The organism is Brucella pseudogrignonensis (assembly GCF_002252525.1).
Lineage (GTDB): Bacteria > Pseudomonadota > Alphaproteobacteria > Rhizobiales > Rhizobiaceae > Brucella > Brucella pseudogrignonensis.
The window spans coordinates 336,964-360,369 of the sequence record NZ_NNRM01000017.1; the positions used below are offsets into that span (position 1 = coordinate 336,964).

A 23,406-nucleotide genomic window follows, 5' to 3' on the forward strand; every position below is an offset into this window, starting at 1 on the left:
GGACAGGTTTATGCGTCGAGCAGGGATTTGATACGCTCGACCTGATTCCAGGGAATGGGATTTGTAGGGGAGCTCGAGAATGATGGAACGCGAGACCGGCAACATGAACAAGAGCATGAAGACCCGCACATTGCGGATGGGATTTGCAGCTTTGGCGCTGGGCCTTGTTGTTGCGCCGGTTTCTGCTCTGGCTCAGGAAGGCCAGCAGGTGCCGTTTGGCAGCCTCCAGCTTTCCGGCGGCAAGAGCCCAATCAAGATCGATGCTGACAAGCTCGAAATGCTCGACAAGGAAGGCAAAGCCATTTTTACCGGCAATGTTTCGGTGGTTCAGGGCGATGCACTTCTGAAGTCCGGCAAAATGATCGTCTTCTATAACAAAGACTCGCAGGGCCAAGGTGGTCAGCCAGCTGGCGGCACCGCTGGTCTGAGCGGCTCAGGTATTGATCGCCTTGAAATCAGCGGCAAGGTTTACCTCAAGTCGGGCACGCAGGTCGCCACTGGCGACACTGGCACTTATGACGGCAAGAGCCAGGTCATGGTGCTTCAGGGCCAGAAAGTCGTGCTGACCGATGGCGACAATGTTGCGACCGGTTGCAAGCTGACGGCCAATATGGGTACGGGCAAGGCTTTCCTGGAAAGCTGCAAGGGCCAGAGCAAGGGTCGTGTATCGATCATCATGGCTCCCAAGGATCAACAGCAGGGCGGTGGCGCGCCCAAGTCCAACTAACCGGAGCGCGCGTGGGATTGTTCTGGAACAAGAAAGCCGACGAGCAGCAGGCCATTTCTGAAAATGCAGCCGCTACTGAGGGTGCGGATGGTGTGATGCCATCTCAGCCTGGCAAGACGACACGTCTCAAAGGGACGCTGGTCGCTCGTGGACTTTGCAAGAGCTATCGCGGGCGACAGGTCGTCAACGGTGTGTCTTTTGGCGTACGCGCAGGTGAAGCGGTTGGCATTCTCGGCCCTAACGGTGCCGGTAAGACCACATGCTTCTATATGGTGACAGGTCTTGTCCCGGCTGATGCTGGTGCCATTGAAATCGACGGTTACGATGTGACGTCGATGCCGATGTATCGCCGTTCGCGTCTTGGGATTGGCTATCTACCGCAGGAAGCCTCGATTTTCCGTGGCCTGTCGGTCGAAAACAATATCAAGGCCGTGCTGGAAGTGGTCGAGAAGGACCGCAAGAAGCGCGCGACGGAGCTCGACGCTCTGCTCGAAGAGTTTCATATTTCGCATCTGCGCAAGGCGCCTGCCATTTCCCTGTCGGGTGGTGAACGTCGTCGTCTGGAAATTGCGCGCGCCCTTGCTTCACGTCCGAATTTCATGCTGCTCGACGAACCTTTCGCTGGTGTTGACCCGATTGCGGTGTCGGACATCCAGCAGCTCGTGCGTCACCTGACCAGCCGTGGCATCGGCGTGCTCATCACGGACCACAATGTCCGTGAAACGCTTGGTCTTATTGATCGCGCCTATATTATCCATGCCGGTCAGGTGCTGACGCATGGTCGTCCTGCTGAAATCGTCGCCAACCCCGACGTGCGCAGGCTCTATCTCGGTGATCAGTTCACGCTGTAAATTACAGTTCCGGTATTGTTTTCCGGAACATATTCTCATTTTCGAGTGAAGCTTGCTGCGCTGCTTTTGCAAAGCGCGGCATTGTTGCGACTATTTTCCCCTTTTGTCCGAAAAACGCACATTCTGAATTGACAAGCAAGGTTCATACCAGTTTTGATAATTGGAACGCCTTGGTCGAAAACAATTCATATAAAGGCGACTTTGCTAGCGGCTACAGCATAATTCCTCAAACTTGAATCAGTTTGAGGTAAATTGTGCTGTAAATATAAAGTGCTAGAACGAGCTTTGCGCGCCCAAAAGGGCGAGCGGCGCTCTAACAGGCTGGCACGGGCAAAAACGGGGAAATAAAACAACGAATGGCACTCTCGCCGAAGCTAGATTTTCGTCAATCGCAATCGCTGGTGATGACTCCGCAGTTGATGCAGTCCATCAAGTTGTTGCAGATGACGCATATCGAGCTGGAGCAGTTCATCGATCTGGAGATCGAGAAAAATCCGCTGCTGGACAGAATTGAGGCAGCGAATGATGATTTTGCAGACGCCGAACCTCCTCGTGACAGCGATGATGGAACTTCAGCGGAAGCCTCATCCGATGAAGACTGGTTCAAGACCGATACGGTTGATGACGCGCAAAATCTCTCGTCGACCTTTGACAGTTCGCTCGAAAACATCTTCCCCGATGACCCCGGTCGCAGTGACGATGCGAGCAGTACACTCGACCCGCAATGGAAAACGACCGGTGGCGAAAGCTTCGGCGCTGGCGGCAGCTACGACATTGATCAGGTCACAGCGAGCCGCCCTTCGTTAAGCACCCATGTAGCCGAACAGATCACCTTGTCTTTCGCCACTGCTGCTGATCGTTTCATCGCAACCGCACTTGCCGATGCTTTGGATGAAAGCGGCTATCTGCGTGCCGACACTTCACTGCTTGCGCAAAATCTCGGCGTTGAAACGGCCCATGTCGAGCGCGTGCTTCACGAGATGCAAAGCTTTGATCCTGCGGGGATTTTCGCGCGTGATCTGCGTGAATGCCTGGCGATCCAGCTGCGCCTCAAGGACCGGTTTGATCCGGCCATGGAGGCGCTCATCAATAATCTTGAACTGCTTGCGCGGCGAGATTTTGCAACGTTGAAAAAACTCTGCGGCGTCGATCAGGCTGATCTCCTGGATATGCTTGGCGAGATCCGGGCGCTTGATCCCAAGCCTGGCACACAGTTTGAAGTGTCGGTCGCAGATGTCATCGTTCCTGATGTACTGGTATCACGATCAAGCGACGATGGCTGGGCGATTGAACTCAACCCCGAAGCAATGCCGCGTCTGATCGTCAACAATGAATATTATGCGGAAGTCAGCACCTCGGTAAAAGCTGAGGAGAAGACCTTCTTGTCCGATTGCATGCAGTCGGCCAGCTGGTTGGTACGCAGCCTCGATCAGCGCGCTCGCACAATCCTGAAAGTGACACAGGAAATAATTCGCCAGCAGGACGGCTTTCTGCGCCACGGCGTGACCCATCTCAAGCCTTTGAACCTGCGTATCGTCGCCGATGCTGTGGGGATGCATGAATCCACCATCAGCCGTGTTACCGCAAACAAATTCATGGCGACACCGCGTGGAGTGTTTGAATTGCGCTATTTCTTCACCGCTTCCATCGCGTCGTCGGAAGGTGGTGATGCGCATTCATCTGAAAGTGTGCGCCATCGCATCCGTCAGATGATTGATGCGGAGAAGCCCGATGACGTGCTGTCTGACGATGCCATCGTTGATGCCTTGAAAAAGGACGGTGTGGATATCGCGCGAAGAACAGTCGCGAAATATCGTGAATCGATGAATATTGCTTCATCGGTTCAGCGCAGACGCGAAAAGAAAGCTAGATCGTCTGCAGGTTGAAAAAGACTATCCGTAAGATTGCCGCCACGCATTACAAGAATGCCAATCTGAATTAACGTGATGAAACTGTTCTGAATTTTAGTGAATTCTAATTCGCGAAGACAGGGTAATTCATTTTCGACTGGAGGGGGATGAGCAACGCGCGAGGATCGGGCTGGTAAAAGCTGCGATTGACAATTTACGTTTCAGTCAATAGAAGCCCCGCTCGCATTGCGATATGCACCCGTAAAGACCGTTAACCGGTGTCCGATTGTTTAAACGAAAGGCAAGGTAATATTTCGGGAAACGCTTCGGCGTTTTCAGCGTTACATAAGAGAACGATGTGCAGCGATCCTTCCGGCATGTGGTTGAAAACATATGACGGAAAATTATTCGACTGGCCGCGTGGATGGCAATGATCGGGAATGGGCCTTGGCGCTTTTTCAGACTGCAGGAAACGGGGCTAAAATAAGCACAGGACGAAAAGCAGATTTGATGCTGGTTCGCTTTGCGCTTCGCTCGCCTTATGGTTAGACTACGTCCTGTTGTGTAACGCAAATGAGGTGTACCAAATGACTCTGCGTGTATCTGGAAAGCATATGGACGTCGGTGAAGCTTTCACGACCCGGATTATTGATCGGGTTAACGAAGCGGTCGGCAAATATTTTGATCATGGCTTTTCCGGGCAGGTAACGGTCACCAAGTCCGGGTCGCGATTCAGCGCGGATTGTACGTTGCATCTTGATAGCGGTGCCACTTTGCAGAGCACCGGAGATGCGCAGGATCCGCAACTGGCTTTCGATGCGGCTGCAGACAAGATTGAAACACGCTTGCGTCGTTACAAGCGCCGTTTGAAATCGCGCTCTGCGACCGCACCAAATGCGATCTATGATGATGTGGCATATCGTGTTATGGCACCGCTGCCGGAAGAAGAGGAGGACCTTCCGGTTGATTACGCACCGACTATCGTTGCGGAATCGTCTGTTGCCCTTCGCACCCTCTCGGTAGCGTCGGCGGTTGTGGAACTTGACCTGATCGAAAACCCGGTCCTGGTATTCCGCAATGCAGGCAATGATGAAGTGAATATCGTGTACCGTCGTGCGGACGGCAATATCGGCTGGGTGGACCCATCGACGGTTACCCGCCAGGCCGCTCCCCGCGCTTGACGGCAAACCTGAAGCGCACGCAGTTTTCCGCTGTCGTGCGCTTCCCTAAACCGGGCCTTCGATGGCCTGATTGAAGAAGGAACGGAGAGAATGGATCTTAGTGATCTGATTCAGCCAGGGGCGATTATCCCTGCGCTGAAAGCCAGCTCCAAAAAGCAGCTTTTGCAGATTTTGTCTGAAAAGGCCGCGGAACTGACCGGTCTCCCTGAGCGTGAAGTTTTCGAAACAATTCTCCAGCGTGAACGACTCGGTTCGACCGGGGTTGGCAATGGCGTGGCCATTCCTCACGGCAAGCTGGCAAGCATTGACAAGATTGCAGGAATTTTTGCGCGCCTTGAAACGCCAGTGGATTTTGAAGCACTGGACGATCAGCCCGTCGATCTCGTCTTCTTGCTCCTTGCACCGGAAAATGCTGGCGCCGATCACCTGAAAGCATTGTCGCGTATTGCGCGCATGTTGCGCGATGCAGATACCGTTGCCAAGCTGCGCGGCACCCATGATGCCCAGGCACTTTATTCATTCCTGACAGCACAGCCTGCGACCAACGCTGCCTGAGCTTAATAATTTCTCATAAACAAAACCGCCGTTCTTCATGGACGGCGGTTTTTTTGTGCTGCCAATTTATCGATGGCTAGATCTCTCGATTTTTAAAACCGCTCGATATCGATAATTTCCCTATGGCGATCCATGTAACATGTGAGAGGTATTCGTGGTTTTCTCAAAGAGATTTTCAATCGTAGCAATTTCGCTTCTGATAGCTTCCGGCCCTGCATTTGCGGGTGCAACACCAAGCTTATTACAAACCACCAAGCGGTCGAGTGCCGATGAGTGCAGACAGGTGGCTGAAACTCTTTGTAGGAACTACAAAAAGAAGGGAAAAAGCTGGTATGAGTGGTGTTTGCGTGAGCAATATGCGAACTGCATGCACCAGAATCCGCCAAAATGATCAATTGACGTAGGTCAGAACAATACCGGCTCAGTTTGATGGGCCGGTATTGTATAAAGCATCTTAATGCAGCATCACGGTGCGCAATTCGTGTTCATGCGCGCCCTGCAACGCGGTGGCGCGTACATCGGAAAGAACGATGGGTTCGCCGGTGGCTCCAAACAGCGCCCAGAGTTCAAGACCTGGAGCGATTGGGGGAAGGGCAGGAAAGCTGCGGGTAAGATCGTCGGAACGAATCTTGCGCACGTAAGCCAGTTCACCTTCACCCAGATGAGCGAATTCATGTTCAGTGAGAATGTGTCTGTCCATGGTCTTAGCCTCCAATTTCGCAGCACATCATTTGCGATCATACTGCTTAAGAGCTTAACAATTCCATTATAGCGATTTCAGCATGAACCCAGTCTGAACCGGGATCATTCCTTCACTGCTATATTTATACGTTTGATAAGGCGTTCTGGTTCAGGTCTGTCGAGATCAATAGCAAGCAGGCCATTTTTCAGATCACAACCGACGACCCGCATCCCATCTGCCAGAACAAAGACGCGCTGAAACTGACGGGCAGCAATGCCACGGTGCAGAAACTCGCGTTCGGTATCGTCGCTCTGGCGTCCACGGATCACGAGCTGATTGTCTTCAGTCATGACCTCAAGATCGTCACTGGCGAAGCCTGCTACCGCAAGCGTAATGCGCAACCGTTCAGATCCCGTCTCGCCACGCAGACGTTCAATGTTATAGGGCGGGTAGCCGTCGCCGGATTTGGCAATCCGTTCCAGCGTCTTTTCCATTGTGTCGAAGCCCAGCAATAGAGGGCTCGAAAACGGAGTCATTCTTGTCATTGCATCAGTCCTTGGTAAGAAGCGACCGTTATGGAAAGCACCCTTTCGGCGTATCTTTCACTCAACTGATATGGCTTGTGAAAAGCCGGACTTCAAGGGCCGAAAGTGGATTCCCCTCAAAGCATCCTAAAACTGATGCCCTGGAAGCAAAAGCCGTCAACATATGTGGAAAACTGTGTGCCGATGTCAGCGTCGCGCCTCGCTTAACGCATTGCCGAAAGCCGTGGCAAAGCTCTCGCGATCATCGGGATTGAGAAAACCACCGACGAGAACACTGTTCTGACGACTTTCAACATGCATCGTCGTGATGCCGATATCCGGTTTTCTGGCGACATTAAATCGTGTCCAGAACGGATGAAACAGATGGCTGGTCATCTTGCCGGAGGCTTCATATTTTCGGATGGAGAGTTCTGACCGTGAAACGGATATTTCCTCGCGTGCCTTGGCCGCGTGGTAGTTCCAGCGAAAAGCCAGATAGATTGCCAGCACATCAAGGCCAAAAAAGCCGATGATCGGCCACGCGCCTATTGACCAGAACAATAAGCAGACAAACAGCCAGCAGCAGATCATGGCGCCCATCAACACACGAAAACCCGTTCGTCCCAATGAGCGATAAGGCGTCAGCAGAGCTTCAAAAATTGGGGTATCAAATCTGTCTGGATTTGCGCCGTCTGGATGCTGCATGCACATTTGCTCCGGGCTGCGTCAAGCTGTGAACTGTTTTCCGCGGATGGAGCCAAGTATAGAGACAAAATGGAAAACGCCAAAATCAAATCGCCCGTGAATGACGCAGCGACAACTCAGGTTCGTCGCCCGCGTCGGGTTGCAGGCACGCTCTACACGGCTGATGAAATCCACGAGATTTTCCGCCGCTTTTCCATTTTGCGCCCCGAACCAAAGGGTGAGCTCGAACATGTGAATGCCTTCACGCTGCTCGTCGCCGTCGTCTTGTCGGCACAGGCAACAGACGTGGGAGTGAACAAGGCTACCCGTGCGCTTTTTGCGATTGCCGACACGCCGCAAAAAATGCTGGCGCTGGGCGAAGACACGGTTGGCAATTATATCCGCACGATCGGTCTTTGGCGCAACAAGGCGAAAAACGTCATTCTATTGTCCGAAGCGCTCATTCGCGATTATGGCGGTGACGTCCCGGATGATCGCGACGAATTGGTGAAGTTGCCGGGCGTTGGCCGAAAGACCGCCAATGTCGTATTGAGCATGGCTTTTGGCCACTCAACCATGGCTGTGGACACGCATATCCTGCGCATCGGCAATCGGATTGGTCTTGCACCAGCCAAGACGCCGGATGCGATAGAAGCTATTCTGATGCGGGTTATTCCGAAAGAATATCTGTTTCACGCGCATCACTGGCTCATCCTGCACGGGCGTTACACCTGTAAGGCGCGCAAGCCTGAATGCGAGAATTGCGTGATCGCTGATATCTGCAAATATCCCGGAAAGACCTGTGACGTACCCGCAGCGCTCATTCCGTTACCGCCGCAGTTTTAAAATTTCTCGCTGCGAAATTGCCTTGTGCAGATGAATCATCATCGCAGCCGCAAACAGCGGCGTCAGCAGATTGACGATCGGGATCGCGAGAAATCCCGCAATGACCAGACCCGCGAGGAAAACTGTCACCCCATATTGCGAGCGTAGTGCCTTGGCCTCGCTCTCGGACCGATAACGCATCGCGGCAAATTCAAAGAATTCCCGCCCCAGCAAATAGGCGTTGATCACAAAAAAGGCGATCAGATTGATGCCGGGTACGAAGAGCAGAAAAAGTGCTGCGATATTGCCGAGAACGACCACGCCCAGAAACTTAAGCGACACCACAACGGAACGGCCCAGCGGCAGGGGCGTGCCTGCGGGCTCACCGGGATAGTCCTCACGTTCAACAACGTCCGCGACATCATCAAGGAAGATACCGGCCACAAGTGCGGTGACGGGTGCAATCATTAAAGCGAGCACGAGCGCCAGTCCCAGACCGGCAACAATGGCTGCAGCAATACCGAGCCAGCCAGCCCATTCGGGCATTCCGGGCAACAATTGGGCCATCCACGGCCAGGCTAAAGTAAAAAATAATTGACGAATTCCGACCCAAAGCCCGATCAGCAACAAGAGCGTCAAACCCAGTGTTTTCCACAAAACCGAACGAAACTCCGGCGTTGGAAGGCGTTTAAGGGCTTTTATTGCCGCTTCAATGATCATTCAGGCCCACTTTCGGTGATCTTATGCGATCAAAATAGGAAGGCCGATGGATCGGTACAATATGTGCTACCCACAGGAGGCAGGCTTAACAGGGTGGTCAAAGCACTTGCAAAAGGCTAAACCGGCCCCACATGACTGCCGCCGTACCGTTGCCTGAATGCCTTGTACAGAGGCGGGCAACAGACAAAAAGGGGAGCCCCAGATCAGCTCATGGCTACATTCGACGTTCTTTGCATTGGCAACGCCATTGTCGATATTATCTCGCGCACGGAAGATGCATTCCTAGAAACAAATGGCATCATCAAAGGCGCCATGAACCTGATTGATGGCGACCGGGCAGAACTGCTCTATGGCCGCATCAAAGGTCAGGTCACGGAAATGTCGGGTGGTAGTGCTGGTAATACCGCTGCAGGCGTTGCGAGCCTCGGTGGGCGTTCCGCCTTTTTTGGTAAGGTTGCAACAGACCATCTTGGCCGGGTTTTTTCCCATGATATTCGCGCACAGGGCGTAGCATTCGATACGCGCGCATTGGAAAAAGGCTCACCGACTGCCCGTTCCATGATTTTCGTAACTGCGGATGGCGAGCGTTCGATGAACACCTATCTGGGTGCCTGCGTCGAGCTTGGGCCGGAAGATGTCGAAACCTCCAAAGTTGCCGATGCCCGCGTCACTTATTTCGAAGGTTACCTGTGGGATCCGCCACGCGCCAAGGAAGCCATTGTTCTGGCTTCCAAGATTGCGCATGAGCACGGCCGTCAGGTTGCCATGACCCTGTCCGACCCATTCTGCGTTGATCGCTATCGCGATGAGTTTCTTGATCTTATGCGCAGCCGCACGGTCGATATCGTTTTCGCCAATGAAGACGAAGCCAAGTCGCTCTATCAGACCAAGTCGCTTGATGAAGCTGTTGAAGCCATCCGCAAGGATTGCCCGCTGGCAGTCGTCACACGCTCGGAAAAGGGCGCGATCGTCATCACTGCCGATCAGACGCTGCATGTGCCAGCAATTGAGATCGAAGAGCTGATCGATACCACAGGTGCGGGTGATCTTTATGCCGCCGGTTTCCTTTATGGCTACACCAAGGACCGTTCGCTTGAGGATTGCGCACGCCTAGGCTCGCTTGCAGCCGGTATGATTATTCAGCAGATGGGACCACGTCCGCTGGTCGATCTAAAGGCTGTAGCGACGCAGGCCAAGCTTATTTGATTAGAGAGTTTCCAGTAAAAGTGCGAAGCTATTTTTCTGGGATAGTGCTATAAAAACAAATAGATAGAGCGGTTTCAATGTTCAGCGTGACCTGGAGCCGCTCTACTGATCAATCCGGACAATCCGGTCGCGCTTGAGTTCTTCCTCTGTGCGGCCGGGGCGGCTTTTATAGACCGGTAGATTCCAGCCGAAATAAAGCGCACCGCCGCGCACGATAAAGGCTGTGAGTGCGGCAGCAAGCGCTGCAAAAATCGGATCAATCCCCAAGCGTTCCAGCACCACATAAAGACATGCCCCGGCAAGAGCTGCGCTGACATAGATCTCGCGCCGCATAAGCACAGATGGCTCGCCTGCCACCATGTCGCGCAAAATGCCGCCAAGCGTTGCCGTAAAAATGCCGGTGACGATGGCAACGGATGGCCCAAAGCCGAGTGCCAAGCCTTTGGCCGCACCCACAACCGTATAGGCTGACAAGCCGATGGCATCGAACCACAGTAAAAGCCGGTAGCGTGATTCGACCAGATGTGCGGTGAAATAGACGATGATGGCGGCAGACGTTCCTGCCAGCAGATAAAACGGCTCAACTACCCAGAAAACCGGTGCGCCCAGTACCAGATCGCGCATCGTACCGCCGCCGATGCCAGTCACGTTGGCGAGAAAGATAAAGCCGATAATATCGAGCTGACGGCGTGATGCGGCGAGAGCGCCGGTGGCAGCGAAGACGAAAACCCCTGCAAAGTTTGCAAAATCAAAGATCGTCACGCACGGCCTCCCAGCTGATAGTGTGTCGATAGTCCAATGGATAGCGACAAAAAGAAAGAGCGGCGATGAACACGCCGCTCTTTCTCTTTGTTTTTATCGCATTATCCCAAGCAAAACCGCTTCGCGCTTTTGCTGGAAATGCTAATCAAGCATTGCCTTCAGGTGCCGTCTCGGCGGCAGCCTTTGGACCGCCCTTGGAAACCCCAACCATCGCCGGGCGCAGTACGCGGTCGCCGATGGCGTATCCGGCCTGCATGACCTGCACGACCGTATTAGCTGGCAGATCAGGGTTAGGCACTTCGAAAATAGCCTGATGGAAGTTCGGGTCGAACTTTTCGCCTTCAGGGTTAAGCTTGGTCACGCCGTGACGCTCCAAAGCCTGCAGCATGGCGCGTTCGGTCATTTCCACACCTTCGGCAAGCGATTTGAGGTTGGCGTCGCTTTCCAGCGCGTCGGCAGGAATGGCTTCGTGCGCGCGGCTCAGATTGTCGGAAACCGAGAGCATGTCGCGGGCAAAATTGGTTACAGCATAGGTGCGTGCGTCCTGCACGTCGCGCTGTGTGCGCTTGCGCAGGTTTTCCATCTCCGCAACGAGACGCAGCATCTGATCTTTCAGTTCTGCATTGTCGGCTTCAAGTGCTGCAATGGTGTTTGCAGCCAGGCTCTCGGTGTCAACAGCTTCTTCTTCGACCTCGGCGCGTGCCTCAGCCTTGCGGCTTTTCAGAAAATCATCGGCAGCACGCTTCAGCGCATCACGATCACGAGGATTGTTGATATCGCGCTGCTCAAGATCGGGGTTTTCGGGTGTATTCTTTTCATCAGCCATAATGCTTCTTCCGTCTTGAATAGTGTTTGGGCCGGATATCGAGTTTCGCGGCGTTAAAATCAAGGTCTAATTTCTTAGCCTTGGCAAGTCTGACACTTCATATCAGAAATTAGCGCAGCAATCGGGAGACAATCTGCGCGGTGTAGTCGACCATCGGCACGATGCGGGCGTAGTTGAGCCGGGTTGGTCCAATGACGCCCAGAGCACCGACAACACGCTGTTCGCTGTCACGATAAGGGGCCACCACTAGCGATGAACCGGAGAGCGAGAAAAGCTTGTTCTCCGAGCCGATGAAAATCCGCACGCCGGAACCCGATTCAGCCAGATCGAGGAGCTGGATCATGCCGTCCTTGGTTTCGAGGTCGTCGAACAGGTGGCGCAGGCGTTCAATATCTTCCTGTGCATGAATGTTCTCAAGCAGGTTGGCACGACCGCGCACGATGAGGCGTGCAGGCTGGTCAGAACCCGCGCCGCTCCACACAGCCAGTCCCTGTGCAACAAGTTCCTGCGAGAGCTGATCGAGTTCCTGTCTGGTTTCTTCCGACAGCTTTTCCAATTCCGATTTCGCTTCCGACAGCGTATGGCCATGAATATGCGCGTTGAGAAAGTTGGAAGCCTCCACCAGCTGCGAAGCGGAGATTCCAGCAGGCAGGTTCACAACGCGATTCTCGACATCGCCATTCTGCATCACCAGCACGGCAAGCGCGCGGGTCGGTTCAAGACGCACGAATTCGATATGTTTAAGCGCACCTTCGGCCTTGGTTGCAAGCACAAGGCCAGCCCCACGCGAAAGGCCCGAAAGAACCTGACTGGCTTCCGTCAGCACGCTCTCGACCGAATTGTTCATACCTGCCGAACGCACCTGAGCCTCAATGGAGGAACGCTCATCGGGCGGCAGGTCGCCCACTTCCATGAAAGCATCGACAAAGAAACGCAGACCGATCTGGGTTGGCAGACGCCCGGCGGAAATATGCGGTGCATAGATCAGGCCAAGATGCTCAAGGTCGCTCATCACATTGCGAATGGTGGCCGGAGAAAGACTGTGCGGCAGCAGGCGCGACAGGTTGCGCGACCCGACGGGATCGCCATCATTGAGGTAACTGTCGACGATCAGCCGGAAAATATCGCGCGACCGCTGGTCGAGTGCATTAAGCAGCTGATGTTCCGGTGACTTGATCATGGTCTCAATGCGAACCCTTTGAATTGCAGACTATAAATATAAGCGAGCAACCCGATGCGTCAAAGGGTTTGGGTTTACAGTTTCACCTCTCTCAACACCTCTGTTGTAAGATACTGCGAAATTCCTTTTCATTCGAGCGCGACAAGCCTAAAAAGCCGCAACGAAAAACGAATTGAGGAAATACGATGCGTCCATCCAAGCGCGCTGCTGATGAAATGCGTGCCGTCTCTTTTGAGCGCGGCGTCTCCAAACATGCGGAAGGCTCGTGCCTCGTCAAGTTCGGCGACACCCACGTTCTATGCACGGCAAGCCTTGAAGAAAAGGTGCCGGGCTGGATGCGCAATTCAGGTAAGGGCTGGGTCACGGCAGAATATGGCATGTTGCCACGTTCGACCGGCGACCGTATGCGCCGTGAAGCCGCCGCTGGCAAGCAGGGTGGTCGTACGCAGGAAATCCAGCGTCTTATCGGTCGTTCGCTGCGCGCAGTGGTTGATCTTCAGGCGCTTGGTGAATTTCAGATCACCGTTGACTGCGATGTTATTCAGGCTGATGGCGGCACGCGCACAGCTGCTATCACCGGCGGCTGGGTTGCCCTTTATGATTGCCTGCGCTGGATGGAAGCGCGGCAGATGATCCGCTTTGAGAAGGTGCTTAAAGATCATATTGCGGCCATTTCCTGCGGCATCCACGAAGGTCAGCCTGTGCTTGATCTCGATTATGTCGAGGATTCGGCGGCAGAAACCGACAGCAATTTCGTGATGACCGGCAAGGGCGGCATTGTCGAAATTCAGGGTACAGCTGAAGGCGCACCATTCTCGGAAGAAGAGTTTGCAGCGCTTATGAAGCTTGCACGCGGCGGCATTAATCAGCTCGTCGAGTTGCAGAAGGCAGCACTTGCCTGATAGTTAAGGCCATCTCCATGAAAGAGGTGGCCGAAAATGCAGGCATCCCGCATTCTTGAAACCGCGCTCTATGTCCGTGATGTTGCTGAGGCGATTTCGTTTTATCGCGACATCATCGGGCTTGCGCCGGTGGGCAAGGTCAGTGAACGCAATGCATTCTTCCGCTGTGGCGATGGTATTTTACTGTTGTTTAAGGCGGAAGAAACTTTGAAGCCACCCGCGCCCGGATCGCTGCCTGTGCCACCGCATGGGACGATCGGTGCAGGGCATGTCTGTTTTGCAGCCACACGTCATGAGATTGACGACTGGTGCAGCTATCTCGAAGAGCACGGGATTGCTATCGAGTCCGATTTCGAATGGCCCAATGGCGCACGTTCGATTTATTTTCGCGATCCCTCCGGCAATTCGCTGGAATTCGCTGAGCCGAAACTTTGGAGTTAAAAAATGCGGGTGCTTGAAAAAGGCAAACTGATCGTCGCATCGCACAATGCAGGCAAATTGCGCGAATTCGATGGGCTGATCGCCCCGTTTGGCTTCGAGGTCAGTTCTGTTGCAGCTCTCGGCCTGCCGGAGCCGGAAGAAACCGGAACGACGTTTGAGCAGAATGCCTATATCAAGGCACTGGCCGCAGCGGAAGCTACGGGTTTGCCTTCTCTGTCTGATGATTCCGGCATGATGGTTGACGCGCTCGATGGCAATCCGGGCGTTTACACTGCTGACTGGGCGGAGACCGAAGACGGCACACGCGATTTCAATATGGCGATGAAGAAGGTTGAAGATCTTCTGCAGGAAAAGGGTGCTCTCACCCCTGCCGAGCGTAAGGCGCGCTTTGTTTCGGTTATCTGCCTTGCATGGCCGGATGGTGAGGCACAATATTATCGCGGTGAAGTGGAAGGCACACTGATCTGGCCTCCGCGCGGCGATATCGGCTTCGGCTATGATCCGGTATTCAAGCCGGAAGGCTATGAAAAGACCTTTGGCGAAATGACTGCTGACGAGAAGCACGGCTGGACGCCGGGCGACGCGTCTGCGCTTTCGCATCGTGCGCGTGCCTTCAAGCTGTTTGCGGAAAAGGCGCTCGGTGTTGTTTCGGATACGCCCGAATGAACCATCATTTTTCTCCACCTGACGCTTCAGCGAATATTCTACCAATTGCGCGCGCAGATGGAGAAACGGCGTTTGGCGTTTATTTGCACTGGCCGTTCTGTCTGGCAAAATGCCCGTATTGCGACTTCAACAGCCATGTGCGTCATCAGCCGGTTGATCAGCCACGCTTTGCGGAAGCTTTCAACCGTGAGATGGACACATTGCGCGCCCGCACAGGCCCGCGCACCGTCACCAGCATCTTTTTGGGCGGCGGTACGCCGTCGCTGATGCAGCCTTCCACTGTTGGCAGCCTGCTTGATGGTATTGCGTCGCGCTGGACTGTTGCGCCCGATATTGAAGTGACACTGGAAGCCAATCCGACAAGCGTGGAAGCTGATCGTTTCCGGGGCTATCGTGCAGCGGGCGTCAATCGCGTTTCGCTTGGCATCCAGGCACTGAACGATCCTGATCTGCGCCGTCTTGGGCGAATGCATTCGGTTGAAGAAGCCAAGGCCGCAATCCGGCTTGCGCGTGAAATTTTCCCACGTCTGTCTTTCGATCTCATCTATGCGCGACCAAATCAGACGATTGAAGCCTGGCGTGAAGAGCTGAAAGAAGCCATCGGCCTTGCTGCCGATCATCTCTCGCTCTACCAGCTGACAATCGAAGAAGGCACACAGTTCTATAATCTCTGGAAGGCGGGCAAGCTCACCACACCGGACCCGGATCATGCTGCCGCTCTTTATGAAGAAACGCAAAAGATCACCGCGGAACATGGTCTTCCGGCCTATGAGATTTCAAACCATGCGGTGCCGGGACGTGAATCCCAGCACAATCTGGTTTATTGGCGTTATGGGCAATATGTCGGCATTGGCCCCGGCGCGCATGGACGTTTTGTCGAAAACGACTTGCGCACCGTTACAATGACCGAAAAGCATCCGGAAACATGGCTGGAAAAAGTGGCAAGCCACGGTCACGGTATTATCGAGGAAGAACATCTCGATGGTGAACCGCAGGGCGATGAGTTTCTGATGATGGGCTTGCGGTTGCGAGAAGGTATTGATCTTGCGCGTTATCAGCGTCTGACCGGCCACGATATCGATCGCAAGCGCCTTGAACGGCTGGTCGCATCGGGCATGATCGAAAAAATGGATGGAAGCTTCATCCGTGCAACGCCAGATGGCGCGCTCGTGCTTGATGCGCTGGTGGCTGATCTGGCGGCTTAGCGCATGTCGCGGGAAAGTGGGAACCGGTTTCCCGATAACGACATGTGTAAATAAGGACTGGTGATGAGTGAATTTTTGGACGAACAGAAACGCGAATTTGTTGTCGGTGGCACCGCCCAGCGTGCACGTCCGATCGAACCTGCGCTCTATATCGTCTCGACCCCGATTGGCAATCTCGGTGACATGACGCTGCGCGGGCTGGAAGTGCTTGCGAGTGCCGACATTGTGGCCTGTGAAGATACCCGCGTGACCCGCGTGTTGCTCGATCGCTATGGTATTTCGCGCCGCCCGATCAGCTATCACGAACATAATGCCGCTGAGGCAGGTGCAAAGCTGATCGCAGCCCTTGAAAGCGGCAAGAGTGTTGCGCTCGTTTCAGATGCAGGCACGCCGCTTGTGTCCGATCCGGGCTTCCGCCTTGTTGGCGAGGCCCGTGAGGCAGGCATTCGTGTGGTGCCGGTGCCTGGTGCTTCCGCTCTCCTTGCGGCACTGGCTGCTTCCGGACTTCCGACTGATGCATTCATGTTTTGCGGCTTTTTGCCGGTCAAACACGGCCAGAAGACATCCAAGCTCGAGAGCCTCAAGAATATCGAAGCAACGCTTGTGTTCTATGAATCGCCCAACCGCACGGCGACAACGCTCGCCGATATGGCGGAGGTCTTTGGCGATGGGCGTGAAGCAGCCCTTTGCCGTGAGCTGACCAAAGCCTATGAAACCATCGTGACTGCACCTCTGGGTGAGTTAAAGCAGCAATTCGATGGCGAAGATCGTATTCGCGGTGAAGTCGTGTTGCTGGTTGGTCCGCCAACAGGGGAAGCCGGTCCGCAGAGCGAAGAGGATATCGACAAGCTGTTGCTGTCATTATCGCAGGAATTGCCGCCATCAAAAGCTGCAGGCGAGGCAGCAAAGATGACTGGCGGGCAGAAATCAGTGCTGTATCAGCGCCTGATGCAGTTGAAGGCGCAGGACTGATGAGTGAACTCCGCGAGAAAAAGCGTGTTGCTTTCTTTCGCGGACACAGCGCCGAGCGGCTGGCCGCGTTTGCGCTTATGCTCAAAGGTTTTCGCATCGTGGCACGGCGCTACCGCACGCGGCTTGGCGAAATCGATCTGATCGCCCGGCGCGGCAATCTTGTTCTCATTGTCGAAGTCAAAGCACGAACAAGCGTTGAAGCAGCGCAACTTGCCGTCACGCCGCAGTCCATGCGCCGTATCGAGGCGGCGGCGGATATGTGGTTGCAACGGCAAAAGGATTACGCACAGTTATCGCTGCGCTTTGACCTCGTAGCTGTTCTGCCACGTCGCTGGCCAAAACATGTTCCAGCATTTTTTACGTCGGGCAATTATAGCTAGTCACGCATCGGCCCAAAAATCGAAATCGATTTTTGGAAAGCTCGATGCGCATTTTTAGTGTTTGAGCGTCCTTTGTGTGTTCAATAGGACGCACGGCGCTCAAATGCTAATCCTACAAAAATTATGGGATATAATTTGAGGCAAACAGGAATTAAAATCCTCATAATGCCTTTTCAGAGAAAAAGTGATGCTCCGCGCGATTTGCGCACGCAAGCCCGTTTCTTATAAAATTTCGCCAGTCCGGGGATAATGCCAGCAGTCTTAAAAAGGATACTGCTGTGGCTCTCGCGTCCCAACGACTTCTTGCTGATTTTCCTGCCTTCTTCCGTGTTTCGGAAGAGGTAGTGGTTATTGTTGGCGGCGGCGAAGAAGCGCTCAACAAAGCGCGGCTCGTGGCACAGACGTCCGCTCGTTTGCGCATCATTGCGCAAGAGCTTGAACCAGTCTTGGCGAGCTTCATCGAAAGCCACAGTTCGGAACATGTTTCTCAAGCTTTTAGCGCCGATCTTCTTGAAGGTGCGAAGCTGGTTTTTGTCGCCACGGGTGATGAAGATCAGGATCGCGCCATTGCAGCATCGGCCAAAGCGCTGAAAATTCCAGTCAACGTTGTCGACCGTCCTGCGCTCTGCGATTTCCTGACCCCTGCCATCGTGAACCGCGCGCCGATTGCAATTGCGATTGGCACCGAAGGCTCGGCCCCTGTGCTGGCACAGATGGTGCGTGCGCGCATTGATGCGGCCTTCTCGCCACGCCTTGGTGAGCTTGCGCATTATGCCGAAAGTTGGCGTCCGCTGGTCGAAAAGCTTTTGCCAAAAGGTCTGGCGCGCCGCAGTTTCTGGCGTGGGTTCTTCTCCGGCTCCGTAGCGCGTGCTGTTGAAAACGGTGATCGCGAAGAAGCATACAAAGCTGCAAATGAATTAATCGAGCAAAGAGAACATGCTGCCGGTTATTTCTGGCTCGTTGGTGCTGGTCCGGGTGCAGAAGATCTGCTGACTCTGCGCGCACATCGCGTTCTGATGGAAGCAGACGTGATTGTGCATGACGCACTGGTGCCGGAAGGCGTGATTGCCATGGGGCGTCGCGATGCGGAGCGTCTTTCGGTCGGCAAGCGCAAGGGATGCCATTCCAAGAGCCAGAACGAGATCAATGATCTGCTCGTTAGCCTTGGTCGAGAAGGCAAGCGCGTGGTGCGTCTGAAAGCGGGCGATCCGCTGGTCTTTGGCCGTGCGGGCGAAGAAATGGCAGCATTGCGTTCAGCTGGTATCGGCTTTGAAATCGTGCCGGGCATCACGTCTGCTTTCGCTGCTGCTGCCGATATGGAACTGCCGCTCACCTTGCGTGGTGTGGCCTCCTCGCTGGTATTCACGACGGGCCACGACATGGCAGGCGATGTGCTGCCGGGCTGGGCCAAGCTTGCCGTCTCCGGTGCAACGATTGCCGTCTATATGGGCTCAAGCGTTGCAGCCTCGGTTGCCAGCCGTTTGATCTCTGCCGGTCTGCATGAAGATACGGCTGTCGCGGTTGTTGAGAATGCCAGCCGCAAGGATAAGCGGCTGTTTCATGGAACATTGAAAGATCTGCCGTCTCTGGAAGAGCGCAAAGAACTCTCCGGTCCGGTCATGGTCATCATCGGCGATGCTGTTGCAGGCGCCGCTATCGACAAAGCGCAGGCGCTGGCGGTTAGACCCGTTGCAGTCGCGGCTTAAATCAGGAGTTGGGAAAATGGTTGTAAAAGTTCTCACTGCAAACCGGCTCATGGATGGACAGGCTGTGTGGCTTGGCGCTGACGGATCATGGCAGGAAACCATCGATGGTGCGTTGGTTGCCCGTCATGCGGAAGCTGTCAGCGCACTTGAAGAAGCTGGCAAGGTGGCAGCAAAAGCCAATCTGGTTGTCGACGTCAATGTCATCGATGTCGAAGAGCGCGACGAAGGGCTTTATCCCATTCGCCTGCGCGAACGTATCCGACTCTCCGGTCCCACCATCATTACGCTTGGTCAACCAGCGTTAAAGCAAGCCTCCTGATCTGAATATCGGAAGTAAATATGTATCGTTATGATGAATTTGACCGCGACTTTGTTGCGGCCCGCGTTGCACAGTTCAAGGATCAGGTTGGGCGTCGCCTTTCTGGCGAATTGACGGAAGACCAGTTCAAGCCTTTGCGGCTGATGAACGGTCTTTATCTGCAATTACATGCCTATATGCTGCGTGTTGCGATCCCCTATGGCACATTGTCGAGCCGCCAGCTGCGCAGGCTTGGCTCCATTGCGCGGGATTATGACCGTGGCTTCGCGCATTTCACGACGCGTCAGAACATCCAGTACAACTGGCCTGCACTGAAAGACGTGCCGCAAATTCTCGAGGAACTTGCGGGAGTCGAAATGCATGCGATCCAGACGTCGGGCAATTGCATTCGCAATGTGACGGCTGATCATTTTGCCGGCGCTGCGCATGATGAAGTAGCCGATCCGCGCCCGCTGGCAGAAATTCTACGCCAGTGGTCGTCGCTGCATCCGGAGTTTTCCTATCTCCCACGCAAGTTCAAGATTGCGATTGTCGGTTCTGAGCATGATCGTGCGGCCATTCAGGTGCACGACATTGGCCTGCAGCTGAAGAAGAACGAAGCAGGCGAACTCGGTCTCGCCGTCTATATCGGTGGTGGGCAGGGGCGCACGCCGATGATTGCCAAGAAAATCCGCGATTTCCTGCCGCTTGAGGATATGCTGACCTATGTGACGGCTATCGTCCGCGTCTATAATCTCTATGGACGCCGCGATAACAAATATAAGGCACGCATCAAAATCCTCGTTCATGAAACCGGTGTTGAGCCGCTGGTGCAAGAGATTGATGCTGAGTGGGAACAGATCCGTTACGGTGATCTGAAACTGCCGCAGCGCGATATTGATGCGATTGAAAGTTATTTCCGGATGCCGGATCTGCCGCAGCGTCCCGAAGGATGGGAAATTCTGGCGGTCACGCAGAAATCCGATGCAGATTTTGCGGCATGGACCAAGCGCAATGTTACGCCACACAAGAACCCGGATTATGCCGTTGTCACGATTTCGCTGAAACCAATCGGCGGGATCCCGGGCGATGCAAGTGCGGAGCAGATGGAACTGGTGGCGGATATTGCCGAGACCTATTCTTTCGATGAAATCCGCGTTAGCCATGAGCAGAATCTGGTTCTGCCGCATGTAGCCAAGGCCGATCTTCCAGCAGTCTATGATCTGCTTCAATCAGATGGTCTGGTTACGGCCAATGCCGGTCTGATTACCGACATCATCGCATGTCCCGGCCTTGACTATTGCGCGCTTGCCAATGCGCGTTCGATCCCGGTTGCGCAGCGCATTTCTGAGCGTTTCGGCGATCAGCAGCGCCAGCTTGAAATCGGCGATCTCAAGATCAAGATTTCCGGCTGCATCAATGCCTGCGGTCATCACCATGTCGGCCATATCGGTATTCTTGGCGTCGAGAAAAAGGGCGAGGAGCTTTACCAGATCACGCTTGGTGGTTCGGGTGACGAGCATTCGTCGATTGGCGACATCACCGGACGTGGATTTTCTTCTGAAGAAGTGGTCGATGCGATTGAAACCGTGGTCGATACCTATCTCGGTTTGCGCGCAAACAACGAAGAGACTTTCCTTGCTGCCTATCGTCGGGTTGGCATGGAGCCGTTCAAACGTGCGCTTTATGGAGAAGTGAGCCGTGCGGCCTGACCTTGATCTCAATTCAGATCTGAGTGCAGATCAGAGGGCAGAGGCGCGAGCCCGTCTTTTGGAGGGAAGCCATGGGGCTTCCTCTCCGCAAGAGGTGATTGCGCTCAGCACGCGCGAACTCTTTGATGGGGGAATTGCAGTCGTTTCATCATTCGGTGCTGAATCCGCTGTGCTGCTGCACATGATTTCCGAGATCGATCCGGCAACGCCGGTTCTGTTTCTCGACACGGGCAAGCATTTCCGCGCAACGCTCGATTATCGGCATGATCTCGTGGATCGGTTGGGACTTCTCGATGTGCAGGATATCTTGCCGCTTGAGGAAAACGTGAAAGCCGATGACCCGTTTGGCGCTTTGTCGATGACAGACAAGGACCGCTGTTGCTTCATTCGCAAAGTGGAACCGATGGCGCGTGCTGTCGCCCCCTACCGTGCGTGGATGACCGGCCGGAAGCAGTTTCAGGCTTCGACCCGCAATGCTTTGCCGGTTTTTGAATCGGTCGGCCCGCGTATTCGCATCAATCCGCTAGCGCATATGAGTGCGGAAGATTTGCGTGCCTATGCGCGTGTGCACGATCTCCCCGTCCACCCGCTGACAGAGCAGGGCTATCGGTCAATCGGCTGTATGCCCTGCACACGACCGGTCGGCGATGACGAAGATCAGCGTGCCGGACGTTGGGCCGGATCGGAAAAGACCGAATGCGGCATCCATCTGACGGGCCTTACCGATAGCCTAAAGCGCATCCCGAAAAGTGTGTAGCGGTTTTCGGATAAGATGCGCGTGAGAAAAGTAATATAGGGGTTTGGGACCAGAAATGAGTGAGACAACACCTGAAACGAAGCTCTGGTCTGAGCAAGGCTTTCGTGAAGACGACTATATTTTTGCGGACGATCTGGAAATCGCGGGGGATGCGCCCGCAATCATCATTCCTTTGGCCGTCTGGCTGGGACTTGATGAGGAGAAACGCCGCTCTTCCAATCGCCGTATCGGTGTGTCGGTAACACCGGGTGAGAAGATCGAGCCACTGCTTGATCATCTGGCAGGCTTGCCGGTCATTGCCTTAGAGTTTCCGGCGTTCAACGATGGCCGCTCCTATTCAAAAGCCGAAGTTCTGCGTCGTGCAGGTTTTGAAGGCGAATTGCGTGCAACAGGCGACGTGCTGATCGATCAGGCAGCGCTTATGCTGCGCACTGGTTTTGACAGCCTTCAGGTGACAAACAAGGTCGCTCAAAGCCGCCTTGGCGAACAGCGTCTCGTGGATACACCCGCTTATTATCAGCCCGGCCGTGGTTCGGTACAGCAGGAAGGTGGGTTCGCCTGGCGTCGGGTAAAGGCGGGCTAATTCTTAGCAATCACCTTTTTGTGGTTTTGCTTGTTCGCTTGATGGGGTAGATACGCGTCAAAGCATTTCCAGCAAAAGTGCGAAGCGGTTTTGCGTCGGATAATGCGTCACAAAAAAAGATAGAGCGGTCAAAGGTTTCATAGTGACCCGAACCGCTCTGGATTTGGAGACGAGACGTGATCCGCCACATTGTTTTCTTCAGCGTCAAGCCAGATCAGGACATCGATGTCGTCCGCAAGGGCTTGGAGCAGTTGGGCACCATTCCTTATTCCGACGTGTTTGAAGTTCTGCCGAATTCCAAGGTCGACCCGATGGGCAACGCGATTGATCTTGTTGTCTATGCGGAGTTCAAGGATGAAGAAGCGCTTTTCGCTTACAAAAACCATCCGACTTATGACGCATCCACGCAGTATGTGCGTCCTATGCGTGAGCTGCGCTTCTCCGCTGATGTCGTGACCGACAAGGGCTGATTATTCAGCCTCTGGTCGTGCCTGCAAAGGCAGGCCGCCGAACAAATCCGGCTCTAGCGATGTTCTCGCGCGTTCGATGTTGAGCAGGCGTAGCTTGGTCGCCGTGCCACCCGCAGCCGAAAAACCGCCAACCTTGCCATTGGAGCCCAAAACCCGATGGCAGGGGACAATGATCGGAAACGGATTTTTGCCAAGCGCGTAGCCCACTGCCTGAGAAAGACTGACATCGCCAAGCCTGCGCGCGATTGCGCCGTATGTGATGGTCTCGCCCGCTTTCAACTCGAGAAGGATTTCATAGACCTGTCTGTTGAGGTCTGGCACCGAATCAAGCGCCAGCGGTGTTTGCGAGAAATCCGGATCGCCACCATCAAGCAGCACGCGAACCTTGTCTATTGCTTCGCTGACATAGGTGGGTGGGTTCAATGCTTCCGTGTCCGAAAAGCGTGACTGAAGCCGATAGCGCGTTTCGTTTTCGTCGGCATCACCGATCTCCACGCCGATAATTTTACCGGCATGCCAGGCGATCCCGCAGGGGCCAATAGCTGTGTCGAAGGTGCTGATACCGGTCGAATCCATGAGCGGTAATATAGCACCATCTTCGCGGCTTTGCGGCAACGACTCTGTGATCAGTCGCAACAATTGCAGCGAAATGGTTGAAGAACGACGAAAATAGTGATTGTGTGAGAACAACCCGCCATGGAACATGACAGCTGGTCATGTCTTCAAATGGCCAAATGATTG

The 23,406-nt window shown here is 54.3% G+C and carries 27 protein-coding genes; 19 read left to right on the forward strand and 8 right to left on the reverse strand.

Features of this window, described 5'->3' with window-relative positions; translation table 11 throughout:
• Nucleotides 1-82: 82 nt before the first annotated feature.
• The 5 genes from CEV34_RS08170 to ptsN all read left to right on the forward strand — a co-directional run bounded on the left by CEV34_RS08170 (nucleotide 83) and on the right by ptsN (nucleotide 5,164).
• The gene (locus CEV34_RS08170) at nucleotides 83-727 is read left to right on the forward strand and encodes an LptA/OstA family protein (protein WP_039859483.1); all 645 of its coding nucleotides are present in this window, start codon (nucleotides 83-85) and stop codon (nucleotides 725-727) included.
• Between the two features lie 11 nt (nucleotides 728-738).
• Nucleotides 739-1,578, forward strand: a complete 840-nt coding sequence (gene lptB / locus CEV34_RS08175) for an LPS export ABC transporter ATP-binding protein (protein ID WP_007873267.1) — start codon at nucleotides 739-741, stop codon at nucleotides 1,576-1,578.
• Between the two features lie 356 nt (nucleotides 1,579-1,934).
• Nucleotides 1,935-3,464, forward strand: a complete 1,530-nt coding sequence (rpoN, locus tag CEV34_RS08180; RefSeq protein WP_007873277.1) for an RNA polymerase factor sigma-54 — start codon at nucleotides 1,935-1,937, stop codon at nucleotides 3,462-3,464.
• A gap of 551 nt (nucleotides 3,465-4,015) precedes the next feature.
• The gene (gene hpf / locus CEV34_RS08185; RefSeq protein ID WP_094543512.1) at nucleotides 4,016-4,609 is read left to right on the forward strand and encodes a ribosome hibernation-promoting factor, HPF/YfiA family; all 594 of its coding nucleotides are present in this window, start codon (nucleotides 4,016-4,018) and stop codon (nucleotides 4,607-4,609) included.
• A 90-nt stretch (nucleotides 4,610-4,699) separates the two neighbouring features.
• A complete protein-coding gene (gene ptsN / locus CEV34_RS08190) occupies nucleotides 4,700-5,164 on the forward strand; it encodes a PTS IIA-like nitrogen regulatory protein PtsN (RefSeq protein ID WP_007873280.1) in 465 nt (154 codons plus the stop codon).
• Nucleotides 5,165-5,618: 454 nt separating this feature from the next.
• Here the strand turns inward: ptsN and CEV34_RS08195 are convergent, their stop codons facing one another.
• The 3 genes from CEV34_RS08195 to CEV34_RS08205 form a co-directional block, all read right to left on the reverse strand.
• A complete protein-coding gene (locus tag CEV34_RS08195) occupies nucleotides 5,619-5,864 on the reverse strand; it encodes a BQ00720 family protein (RefSeq protein WP_007873282.1) in 246 nt (81 codons plus the stop codon).
• A 104-nt stretch (nucleotides 5,865-5,968) separates the two neighbouring features.
• A complete protein-coding gene (locus CEV34_RS08200) occupies nucleotides 5,969-6,391 on the reverse strand; it encodes an Hsp20 family protein (protein ID WP_007873293.1) in 423 nt (140 codons plus the stop codon).
• 186 nt (nucleotides 6,392-6,577) lie between these two features.
• The gene (locus CEV34_RS08205; RefSeq protein WP_007873297.1) at nucleotides 6,578-7,075 is read right to left on the reverse strand and encodes a DUF2244 domain-containing protein; all 498 of its coding nucleotides are present in this window, start codon (nucleotides 7,073-7,075) and stop codon (nucleotides 6,578-6,580) included.
• A 69-nt stretch (nucleotides 7,076-7,144) separates the two neighbouring features.
• Here CEV34_RS08205 and nth point away from each other — a divergent pair, with 69 nt between their 5' ends.
• Entirely contained in the window at nucleotides 7,145-7,900 is a 756-nt protein-coding gene (nth, locus tag CEV34_RS08210) for an endonuclease III (protein ID WP_007873300.1), read from the forward strand.
• Here the strand turns inward: nth and CEV34_RS08215 are convergent.
• On the reverse strand, nucleotides 7,883-8,599 hold the full coding sequence (locus CEV34_RS08215; RefSeq protein ID WP_007873303.1) for a sulfate transporter family protein: 717 nt from the start codon (nucleotides 8,597-8,599) through the stop codon (nucleotides 7,883-7,885). The two genes, nth and CEV34_RS08215, sit on opposite strands and share 18 nt — an antisense overlap.
• A 210-nt stretch (nucleotides 8,600-8,809) precedes the next feature.
• Between CEV34_RS08215 and CEV34_RS08220 the strand changes: the two genes are divergently transcribed.
• A complete protein-coding gene (locus CEV34_RS08220) occupies nucleotides 8,810-9,805 on the forward strand; it encodes an adenosine kinase (RefSeq protein WP_007873304.1) in 996 nt (331 codons plus the stop codon).
• Between the two features lie 102 nt (nucleotides 9,806-9,907).
• Here CEV34_RS08220 and CEV34_RS08225 read toward each other — a convergent pair whose 3' ends face one another.
• The 3 genes from CEV34_RS08225 to hrcA all read right to left on the reverse strand — a co-directional run bounded on the left by CEV34_RS08225 (nucleotide 9,908) and on the right by hrcA (nucleotide 12,573).
• Nucleotides 9,908-10,567 (reverse strand): trimeric intracellular cation channel family protein, encoded by a 660-nt coding sequence (locus tag CEV34_RS08225; protein ID WP_007873306.1) that lies wholly within the window; start codon nucleotides 10,565-10,567, stop codon nucleotides 9,908-9,910.
• A 145-nt stretch (nucleotides 10,568-10,712) separates the two neighbouring features.
• The gene (grpE, locus tag CEV34_RS08230; protein ID WP_007873307.1) at nucleotides 10,713-11,393 is read right to left on the reverse strand and encodes a nucleotide exchange factor GrpE; all 681 of its coding nucleotides are present in this window, start codon (nucleotides 11,391-11,393) and stop codon (nucleotides 10,713-10,715) included.
• Nucleotides 11,394-11,502: 109 nt separating this feature from the next.
• Nucleotides 11,503-12,573 carry a heat-inducible transcriptional repressor HrcA gene (gene hrcA, locus CEV34_RS08235; protein ID WP_007873309.1) on the reverse strand — a complete coding sequence of 357 codons (1,071 nt, stop codon included), beginning with the start codon at nucleotides 12,571-12,573 and terminating at the stop codon, nucleotides 11,503-11,505.
• A gap of 185 nt (nucleotides 12,574-12,758) precedes the next feature.
• Between hrcA and rph the strand changes: the two genes are divergently transcribed.
• The 12 genes from rph (at nucleotide 12,759) to CEV34_RS08295 (ending at nucleotide 22,665) form a co-directional block, all read left to right on the forward strand.
• Complete coding sequence (gene rph / locus CEV34_RS08240) at nucleotides 12,759-13,475, forward strand: ribonuclease PH (protein ID WP_007873310.1); 717 nt, start codon at nucleotides 12,759-12,761, stop codon at nucleotides 13,473-13,475.
• A 36-nt stretch (nucleotides 13,476-13,511) separates the two neighbouring features.
• Nucleotides 13,512-13,916: a VOC family protein gene (locus tag CEV34_RS08245; protein ID WP_007873311.1), complete on the forward strand. Its 405-nt coding sequence runs from the start codon at nucleotides 13,512-13,514 to the stop codon at nucleotides 13,914-13,916.
• A 3-nt stretch (nucleotides 13,917-13,919) separates the two neighbouring features.
• Nucleotides 13,920-14,582, forward strand: a complete 663-nt coding sequence (gene rdgB / locus CEV34_RS08250) for an RdgB/HAM1 family non-canonical purine NTP pyrophosphatase (RefSeq protein ID WP_007873313.1) — start codon at nucleotides 13,920-13,922, stop codon at nucleotides 14,580-14,582.
• Nucleotides 14,579-15,787 (forward strand): radical SAM family heme chaperone HemW, encoded by a 1,209-nt coding sequence (gene hemW, locus CEV34_RS08255; RefSeq protein ID WP_007873315.1) that lies wholly within the window; start codon nucleotides 14,579-14,581, stop codon nucleotides 15,785-15,787. The genes rdgB and hemW overlap by 4 nt, the downstream gene beginning before the upstream one ends.
• A gap of 63 nt (nucleotides 15,788-15,850) precedes the next feature.
• Nucleotides 15,851-16,759, forward strand: coding sequence for a 16S rRNA (cytidine(1402)-2'-O)-methyltransferase (gene rsmI / locus CEV34_RS08260; RefSeq protein ID WP_007873317.1), 909 nt, complete (start codon nucleotides 15,851-15,853; stop codon nucleotides 16,757-16,759).
• Nucleotides 16,759-17,139: a YraN family protein gene (locus CEV34_RS08265; RefSeq protein WP_007873319.1), complete on the forward strand. Its 381-nt coding sequence runs from the start codon at nucleotides 16,759-16,761 to the stop codon at nucleotides 17,137-17,139. The genes rsmI and CEV34_RS08265 overlap by 1 nt, the downstream gene beginning before the upstream one ends.
• 278 nt (nucleotides 17,140-17,417) lie before the next feature.
• Nucleotides 17,418-18,845, forward strand: coding sequence for a siroheme synthase CysG (gene cysG / locus CEV34_RS08270; RefSeq protein ID WP_007873320.1), 1,428 nt, complete (start codon nucleotides 17,418-17,420; stop codon nucleotides 18,843-18,845).
• 16 nt (nucleotides 18,846-18,861) lie between these two features.
• Nucleotides 18,862-19,164, forward strand: coding sequence for a DUF2849 domain-containing protein (locus tag CEV34_RS08275; protein ID WP_007873322.1), 303 nt, complete (start codon nucleotides 18,862-18,864; stop codon nucleotides 19,162-19,164).
• A gap of 20 nt (nucleotides 19,165-19,184) precedes the next feature.
• A complete protein-coding gene (locus CEV34_RS08280) occupies nucleotides 19,185-20,855 on the forward strand; it encodes a nitrite/sulfite reductase (RefSeq protein WP_007873324.1) in 1,671 nt (556 codons plus the stop codon).
• Nucleotides 20,845-21,612 carry a phosphoadenylyl-sulfate reductase gene (locus CEV34_RS08285; protein WP_374891497.1) on the forward strand — a complete coding sequence of 256 codons (768 nt, stop codon included), beginning with the start codon at nucleotides 20,845-20,847 and terminating at the stop codon, nucleotides 21,610-21,612. Before CEV34_RS08280 ends, CEV34_RS08285 begins: the two co-directional genes overlap by 11 nt.
• Nucleotides 21,613-21,667: 55 nt before the next feature.
• Nucleotides 21,668-22,195: a DUF934 domain-containing protein gene (locus CEV34_RS08290; protein WP_007873328.1), complete on the forward strand. Its 528-nt coding sequence runs from the start codon at nucleotides 21,668-21,670 to the stop codon at nucleotides 22,193-22,195.
• A 176-nt stretch (nucleotides 22,196-22,371) separates the two neighbouring features.
• A complete protein-coding gene (locus tag CEV34_RS08295; RefSeq protein ID WP_007873331.1) occupies nucleotides 22,372-22,665 on the forward strand; it encodes a Dabb family protein in 294 nt (97 codons plus the stop codon).
• Here CEV34_RS08295 and CEV34_RS08300 read toward each other — a convergent pair whose 3' ends face one another.
• Entirely contained in the window at nucleotides 22,666-23,241 is a 576-nt protein-coding gene (locus CEV34_RS08300; RefSeq protein WP_007873332.1) for a methylated-DNA--[protein]-cysteine S-methyltransferase, read from the reverse strand. It lies immediately after the preceding gene.
• Nucleotides 23,242-23,406: the final 165 nt, after the last annotated feature.

What these genes read in the sequence shown, in the direction of transcription:
- CEV34_RS08170 (WP_039859483.1), top strand. Translation starts at nt 83, where the DNA reads ATGGAACGCGAGACCGGCAACATGAACAAGAGCATGAAGACCCGCACA.
- rpoN (WP_007873277.1), top strand. Translation starts at nt 1,935, where the DNA reads ATGGCACTCTCGCCGAAGCTAGATTTTCGTCAATCGCAATCGCTGGTG.
- hpf (WP_094543512.1), top strand. Translation starts at nt 4,016, where the DNA reads ATGACTCTGCGTGTATCTGGAAAGCATATGGACGTCGGTGAAGCTTTC.
- ptsN (WP_007873280.1), top strand. Translation starts at nt 4,700, where the DNA reads ATGGATCTTAGTGATCTGATTCAGCCAGGGGCGATTATCCCTGCGCTG.
- CEV34_RS08195 (WP_007873282.1), bottom strand. Translation starts at nt 5,864, where the DNA reads ATGGACAGACACATTCTCACTGAACATGAATTCGCTCATCTGGGTGAA.
- CEV34_RS08200 (WP_007873293.1), bottom strand. Translation starts at nt 6,391, where the DNA reads ATGACAAGAATGACTCCGTTTTCGAGCCCTCTATTGCTGGGCTTCGAC.
- CEV34_RS08205 (WP_007873297.1), bottom strand. Translation starts at nt 7,075, where the DNA reads ATGCAGCATCCAGACGGCGCAAATCCAGACAGATTTGATACCCCAATT.
- nth (WP_007873300.1), top strand. Translation starts at nt 7,145, where the DNA reads ATGGAAAACGCCAAAATCAAATCGCCCGTGAATGACGCAGCGACAACT.
- CEV34_RS08215 (WP_007873303.1), bottom strand. Translation starts at nt 8,599, where the DNA reads ATGATCATTGAAGCGGCAATAAAAGCCCTTAAACGCCTTCCAACGCCG.
- CEV34_RS08220 (WP_007873304.1), top strand. Translation starts at nt 8,810, where the DNA reads ATGGCTACATTCGACGTTCTTTGCATTGGCAACGCCATTGTCGATATT.
- grpE (WP_007873307.1), bottom strand. Translation starts at nt 11,393, where the DNA reads ATGGCTGATGAAAAGAATACACCCGAAAACCCCGATCTTGAGCAGCGC.
- hrcA (WP_007873309.1), bottom strand. Translation starts at nt 12,573, where the DNA reads ATGATCAAGTCACCGGAACATCAGCTGCTTAATGCACTCGACCAGCGG.
- rph (WP_007873310.1), top strand. Translation starts at nt 12,759, where the DNA reads ATGCGTCCATCCAAGCGCGCTGCTGATGAAATGCGTGCCGTCTCTTTT.
- CEV34_RS08245 (WP_007873311.1), top strand. Translation starts at nt 13,512, where the DNA reads ATGCAGGCATCCCGCATTCTTGAAACCGCGCTCTATGTCCGTGATGTT.
- rdgB (WP_007873313.1), top strand. Translation starts at nt 13,920, where the DNA reads ATGCGGGTGCTTGAAAAAGGCAAACTGATCGTCGCATCGCACAATGCA.
- hemW (WP_007873315.1), top strand. Translation starts at nt 14,579, where the DNA reads ATGAACCATCATTTTTCTCCACCTGACGCTTCAGCGAATATTCTACCA.
- rsmI (WP_007873317.1), top strand. Translation starts at nt 15,851, where the DNA reads ATGAGTGAATTTTTGGACGAACAGAAACGCGAATTTGTTGTCGGTGGC.
- CEV34_RS08265 (WP_007873319.1), top strand. Translation starts at nt 16,759, where the DNA reads ATGAGTGAACTCCGCGAGAAAAAGCGTGTTGCTTTCTTTCGCGGACAC.
- CEV34_RS08275 (WP_007873322.1), top strand. Translation starts at nt 18,862, where the DNA reads ATGGTTGTAAAAGTTCTCACTGCAAACCGGCTCATGGATGGACAGGCT.
- CEV34_RS08280 (WP_007873324.1), top strand. Translation starts at nt 19,185, where the DNA reads ATGTATCGTTATGATGAATTTGACCGCGACTTTGTTGCGGCCCGCGTT.
- CEV34_RS08290 (WP_007873328.1), top strand. Translation starts at nt 21,668, where the DNA reads ATGAGTGAGACAACACCTGAAACGAAGCTCTGGTCTGAGCAAGGCTTT.
- CEV34_RS08300 (WP_007873332.1), bottom strand. Translation starts at nt 23,241, where the DNA reads ATGGATTCGACCGGTATCAGCACCTTCGACACAGCTATTGGCCCCTGC.